The 5,700-nt window shown below is 47.8% G+C and carries 7 protein-coding genes; 5 read left to right on the top strand and 2 right to left on the bottom strand.

Going from position 1 to position 5,700, the window contains the following annotated elements; genetic code table 11:
• The first annotated feature begins 681 nt into the window (after nt 1-681).
• The 4 genes from POG22_RS10070 (at nt 682) to POG22_RS10055 (ending at nt 3,886) form a co-directional block, all read left to right on the top strand.
• Entirely contained in the window at nt 682-1,005 is a 324-nt protein-coding gene (locus POG22_RS10070; protein WP_498905079.1) for a hypothetical protein, read from the top strand.
• 50 nt (nt 1,006-1,055) lie between these two features.
• Nucleotides 1,056-1,601, top strand: coding sequence for a GIY-YIG nuclease family protein (locus POG22_RS10065; RefSeq protein WP_498905077.1), 546 nt, complete (start codon nt 1,056-1,058; stop codon nt 1,599-1,601).
• 91 nt (nt 1,602-1,692) lie between these two features.
• A complete protein-coding gene (gene dnaA, locus POG22_RS10060) occupies nt 1,693-3,048 on the top strand; it encodes a chromosomal replication initiator protein DnaA (RefSeq protein WP_498905080.1) in 1,356 nt (451 codons plus the stop codon).
• Between the two features lie 208 nt (nt 3,049-3,256).
• Nucleotides 3,257-3,886 carry a CatB-related O-acetyltransferase gene (locus POG22_RS10055; protein ID WP_498905075.1) on the top strand — a complete coding sequence of 210 codons (630 nt, stop codon included), beginning with the start codon at nt 3,257-3,259 and terminating at the stop codon, nt 3,884-3,886.
• Between the two features lie 97 nt (nt 3,887-3,983).
• Here POG22_RS10055 and rpsU read toward each other — a convergent pair whose 3' ends face one another.
• Nucleotides 3,984-4,172, bottom strand: coding sequence for a 30S ribosomal protein S21 (gene rpsU, locus POG22_RS10050; RefSeq protein ID WP_017659902.1), 189 nt, complete (start codon nt 4,170-4,172; stop codon nt 3,984-3,986).
• A gap of 211 nt (nt 4,173-4,383) precedes the next feature.
• Nucleotides 4,384-4,680: an RNA-binding regulator gene (rbp, locus tag POG22_RS10045; RefSeq protein WP_026097500.1), complete on the bottom strand. Its 297-nt coding sequence runs from the start codon at nt 4,678-4,680 to the stop codon at nt 4,384-4,386.
• Nucleotides 4,681-5,176: 496 nt separating this feature from the next.
• Here rbp and POG22_RS10040 point away from each other — a divergent pair.
• Nucleotides 5,177-5,700: RNA-guided endonuclease InsQ/TnpB family protein (locus POG22_RS10040; RefSeq protein ID WP_498905072.1), on the top strand; the 524-nt coding region annotated here is incomplete at its 3' end.

Genomic DNA, 5,700 nt, shown 5'->3' with positions numbered 1-5,700 from the left:
GGTATGTAGGGTAAATGCCTGTAGTCTCCATCTGGAAAGGGATTTCGCGATTTGAGTTCTCTTTTTATACAGTTTAGCAAAAACTATTGCTCTGTAAGGGTTTCAGCGATTTCTTGCATATTAACTTCGGAAGAGCCGTAACAAAATCGAGACAAAAAGGGAATTGGAAATGGGGAACGGGGAACGGGGAATCGGATTTTTTCTAGTGTTTTAATTTTTGAGAACTCATTTTTCACTGCTATATTATTTGCTTTTTTTACCATAATTTGGGTGCATCTCAAAAATTTAAATTTATCAGAGGCAAGCTTTAGTACGCGATTTAGCTGCTGTTAAGTTTCGACTTCGCTCAAGCTAACCTATCCCAGACTTATATTTTTACAAAAGTGAGATGCATCCCAAAAATATAGAGATCGCCTATTTTGTAGCTAGTCTTAATAAAAATCGAGTTAACTGAGTCGAACGAATTACGAATTCGTCGTTTAGTATCTAACAGAATACTCGATCGGCAATCGACGAATTATATTGAACAATTATTCAATATAATTTCGGTCGAACCTTTAAAAGATCGAGGCGAACGAAGATCGGCCGCACCCCTCGATCTCAGATTCGAGTCGTGCTAAGATAGCAGAACCTCATATCTCGAGCTTCATTAAATGTAATCCTACAGTAAAGAATTGTTAAATGTCTTTGAAAATCGTTCAAAACTTCGATAGTCGCTTTAGCCTCGAGCCAAACGCGAAAAAAACGTTATTTCAACTGCTAAAAAGCGACCGCTTTTTAGCACAAATCTGCCAGCAATGCGGCTGTAACGGCGTTGAATTTACAGAGCAACTCTTTCAACCAGTTCCCTACAGTATAGAAACACCGAAGGGAATGCCGAAAGAATTCGAGAAATACCATGAATCTGATAGTTATCTGCTCGTAAACGTTCCACCACCGTTTATGTTCGAGGCTAAAATTTTTAAACCCAGTCGTCTCTGTGCGGTGTATCGGAAAATCGACTAATCCGCGCCAAACAACTTTCTCCCGTTCGTTCCACCTCTCCTCTTCGATCGATGACAGTCCAAACCGATTTACCCCCACTTTCAAGTTTACCCGCACGCCCCTATCTCGACGAAGGCGGAAAAATTCCTGACGGCGATGTCAAAGGAAAAATCGGCGCGTATGCTGTGTTCGACGATCGCGATACATTGCAATATATCGGCTATTCTCGCGATATTGCCTTGAGTTTGCGCCAGCATCTCGTGCGTCGTCCCCATCAGTGCTACAGTTTCAAAATCCAAACGATCGATCGCCCCGATCGCAAAGTGTTAGAAATGCTGCGCCAAGCCTGGATCGCAGAAAACAGCACGACGCCACCGGGAAACAGCGATGAAGAGGCGTTGTGGGTTAACCCTATCGACGTCAAACCCCGTTTGAGTCCAGAAGAACGAGATGCGATCGCCAATGCAGTTGACGAAATTTCAAAAATTAAATGTCTCAAAAAGGCAGCGCGTCGCGTCGAATCGGAAATTTTAGCAGAACTGTCAGATCGGGGTGCGACCGAACCGTTACGTTTCAACCCCAAGCTCAAGGAAAGCGGATTCTTAGATTTAAAATAACGGTCAGTTCGAGCGGAGATCGAAAGCGGTTTTAAACATTAGTTTGTCAGTCCGTCTCGATGTTTCTCGATGTTCGAGTGCGGCGCGGGAGGTGGAAGCGGTGGAACCATCCTTACAACAACTCTGGAATCGGGTTTTAGAACGTCTGAAAGTTCAACTGAGTCAGCCGACGTTCGAGACTTGGATCGAAACGGCTCGCGTCGAAGCGCTCGAAAACAAACGCCTCGTGTTACGCGCGCCGAATCCGTTCGCTCGTAACTGGTTGCAAAAATATTATTTGTCTACGATCGCCGATGTCGTCGAAGATATCTTAGGCGATCGCGTCGAAATTCACCTTTGCACCGATCGCGAGGAGAACGTCGGCGAAAGCACCGATACAGCCTATCCGATGACGACGCCACCGCCGAAATCTAAAGTTCAGAAACCCCCAGAACTCAATAGCAAGCACGTTTTTTCTCGGTTCGTCGTCGGTTCCAACAACCGTATGGCTCACGCGGCGGCGTTGGCGGTGGCGGAATATCCGGGGCGCGAGTTCAACCCACTGTTTTTATGCGGCGGCGTCGGGTTGGGAAAAACTCATTTGATGCAAGCGATCGGTCATTATCGATTGGAAATCGACACTAACTCGCGGGTGTTTTACGTTTCGACAGAACGCTTTACCAACGATCTCATCGCTGCAATTCGCCGCGACAGTATGCAAAATTTCCGGCGTCACTATCGCACCGCCGACGTGTTACTCGTCGATGACATTCAGTTTATCGAGGGGAAAGAGTACACTCAAGAAGAGTTTTTTCATACGTTTAACGCCCTGTACGAAGCGGGAAAACAGGTGGTTTTGGCCTCCGATCGCCCGCCGAGTCAAATTCCCCAACTGCAAGAACGCCTCTCGTCGCGGTTTTCGATGGGATTGATCGCCGATATTCAACCCCCCGATTTTGAAACCCGCATGGCGATTTTGCAGAAAAAGGCTGAATACGAGAGCATTCGACTTCCCCGAGAGGCGATCGAATACATTGCGTCTCGCTATAAATCCAATATTCGAGAGTTGGAGGGGGCGTTAATTCGGGCGGTGGCGTATATTTCTATTTCCGGTTTACCGATGACGGTCGAAAATATCGCCCCGGTACTTACCCCGCAAACTCAAACGGTCGAAGCGTCGCCGACGGTCGTGATGCAAGCGGTCGCGGAGATGATGAAGGTCTCTGTCGAAGATCTTAAGGGAAGTTCGCGACGCCGAGAAATCAGTCAAGCTCGTCAAATTGCGATGTATTTGATGCGACAACATACTGATTTGAGTTTGCCGAAAATTGGAGAAGAGTTCGGCGGAAAAGACCATACGACCGTGTTGTACAGTTGTGATAAAATCGCCGAACGCAAGGATAAAGATCCGCAGTTGGCGCAGGTGTTAACCCAGTTGAGCGATCGCATTAATTTATCGAGTCGGTAATGTTTTTTAAACGAGAACGGGTGACGGGAAAAGGACGATACTCAAGACCGTTCGATGCAATTTCCTAACGGCAGAGCAACTATAGCAGTCCCAAATGAGTCGTCAAAAATTAAAACACCCGAAAAAATCCGGTTCCCCGTTCCCCGTTCCCCGTTCCCGATTCCCTTTTTGTTTCAATTTTGTTACACAACTGATTTAGGGTTGCTATATGACAAACGGCCCCCATCCAGACACCCTCTATCCCATTCCCAACCAACGGCGATTGGTGTATCTTAAAAATATCGTCAAAAATCCCAACATTCTCGTGGGAGACTATACCTATTACGATGATTTCGAGACTCCCGAAAATTTCGAGAAAAACGTTCTCTATCATTTCGATTTTATTGGCGATCGCCTAATTATCGGGAAGTTTTGTGCGATCGCTTGCGGTGTAAAATTTATTATGAACGGTGGAAACCATCACCCCGACTGGTTGACCAACTATCCGTTTACTATATTCGGACAAGGCTGGGAATTCGCCATGCCCGATTCTTGGCCGCACAAAGGCGACACCCGAATCGAAAACGATGTTTGGCTCGGTTACAATGCGACGGTAATGCCCGGAATCCACATCGGCGACGGGGCGATCGTGGCAGCAAACGCAATGGTGACTCGTGACGTTCCACCCTATACTGTAGTCGGTGGAAATCCCGCCCGAGAAATTCGCAAACGGTTTGACGACGCGACCGTTCGAGATTTACTGAAGTTGCGATGGTGGGATTGGGAGATCGAGAAAATTACGCGCAATCTCAAGGCTATTTGTGGAAGCGATATTGAGGCGTTAAAACAAGCCGTTTAGCGGTAGATGCGATCGCAACAGTAATAGGGGCGCGAACAGTTCGCCCCTAAGAAGTATGAAATTTCATCGGCGGATTCGCCGGACGCCGATTTGCGTCTTAGTAGCGAAATTTTCTCTTGCGTTGTTTGTGTCGGGCGAGTTCTTTACGCTTCCGTTTTTCGATGGGCGTTTCAAAGTGACGGTTTTTCTTCATATCTGGAAAAATTCCCGCTCGGGAAACCCCACGCTTGAATCGACGGAGTACCGATTCAATGCCTTCGTTTTCACCCGGTACAACTTGGGTCATGTAATACTCTCGTGATGTGACAAATAAAGGGCAAAGTAAGAAGCGATCGCGTGTCCGACTTCTTACTCGCCCTCTTAATGTTCGAGTTTCAAAGAGACGATCGTCCGTCGCTACAGTCGAGTTTTAACAGGCTGGGATGCCTTGAGTGTCAGAGGTCAGACAAGCTTTTAACTCGATTTCACTGCGAACCGGTCGATCTCACGATCTCGTTTTAGTAGCGGCGAGACTTGCCGCGATTTCCCCAACTTCCGCCAGAAGAGCGGTTTTCGCGAGGTCGGGCTTTGTTCACTTTAAGGTCGCGTCCCATCCATTCGGCGCCATCGAGGTCTTCGATCGCCGCAGCTTCTTGTTCGTCGGTTTCCATTTCCACGAAGGCGAAGCCACGCATCCGTTGGGTTTCGCGGTCGAGGGGAACGTGAACTCGTTTCACCGTACCGTACTCGGAAAAGGTTTGAGTTAAATCGTCCTGCGTGACGTCGTAGGACAGATTACCCACGTAAATTGACATGATTTGAGATTCTCCCGAATCCTGAGCGTGTAGAGAGTTAAATTCGGGGAACCGTTCTGAAAGAAAAACGAATTGCACAGCCGAATATAAATCTTTAGTGAAATATTAGCACACTCGCGCGATTTTGCCATCTCCCAGTTCAGATAACTTAAGAAAAATCTCGTAAAAATCCGTTCGAGCTAGCTGAATTCGGTAAATTTCCGACACTTAATACTATTTTAAGACTCTGACGCTGCCAAACGATACGATTCGAGGCGATCGGGGCTCTCGGCAAGCGTCTGCTATTTTAAATGAGGGTGTCCTATCGGGCGCGATCGATTGCTGGCAATCCCTTGGTGGTGCAAAAAACTGAGTCGTGTCGCGCGCGATCGCCTACCAAGATCCGTCGCAGTACTCCGCCCATAGCCGAGGGCTTGGGGGGTGGTGAAGCGACGGGAGGGAGTAGTTCGCTTAAGCCTAGGAAACAAATATTTATTTTCTAAGCTAAGATAGTGTCATGCTAAACATGACGTGGGAATTCAAGCTAGAGCCAACGGCGGAGCAGGTTTCAGACATCGAACACATTTTGGATGTGTGCCGCAATGTCTGGAATTTTGCTCTGCGGGAACGCAAGGATTGGCTGAATTCCCGCAAGTCGCCCGTGAATGCGTGTTCGATTCGGCAGGAATTTATCTGGCCTGCGGATGCACCATTTCCCAGTTATGCGCGGCAGTGCAAGTCGCTGACTGCGGCCAAAGCTGAATACCCCCGATTAAAGACTGTCAACGCTCAGGTTCTTCAACAAGTCATCCGAAAACTGGAAGCTTCCTGGGAGTCGTGGCGGTTAAAGCGTTCGGGTCTTCCACGATTCAAAAAAACCAACCGGATGCGAAGCTTTGTCTTCCCCCAGATGCTCAAAAACTGTGTGTCTGATGAGGGTATAAAGCTGCCGCAACTGGGATGGCTTCGGGTTCGGTGGTCGCGGAAAATTCCTGATTTATTCCAGGTTAAGCAAGCTCGAATTGTTCGCAAGGCATCCGG

Origin of the sequence: Geitlerinema sp. CS-897, from assembly GCF_028368005.1 — a bacterium.
GTDB lineage: Bacteria > Cyanobacteriota > Cyanobacteriia > Cyanobacteriales > Geitlerinemataceae > Baaleninema > Baaleninema simplex.
The sequence above is the reverse complement of the archived record's forward strand: the minus strand, read 5'-3'. Positions and strand labels throughout refer to the sequence as shown.

Bases quoted from the DNA above. Each gene is read 5' to 3' on its own strand.
- POG22_RS10055 (WP_498905075.1), top strand. From the start codon at position 3,257: ATGACAAACGGCCCCCATCCAGACACCCTCTATCCCATTCCCAACCAA.
- rbp (WP_026097500.1), bottom strand. From the start codon at position 4,680: ATGTCAATTTACGTGGGTAATCTGTCCTACGACGTCACGCAGGACGAT.
- POG22_RS10070 (WP_498905079.1), top strand. From the start codon at position 682: ATGTCTTTGAAAATCGTTCAAAACTTCGATAGTCGCTTTAGCCTCGAG.
- rpsU (WP_017659902.1), bottom strand. From the start codon at position 4,172: ATGACCCAAGTTGTACCGGGTGAAAACGAAGGCATTGAATCGGTACTC.
- POG22_RS10065 (WP_498905077.1), top strand. From the start codon at position 1,056: ATGACAGTCCAAACCGATTTACCCCCACTTTCAAGTTTACCCGCACGC.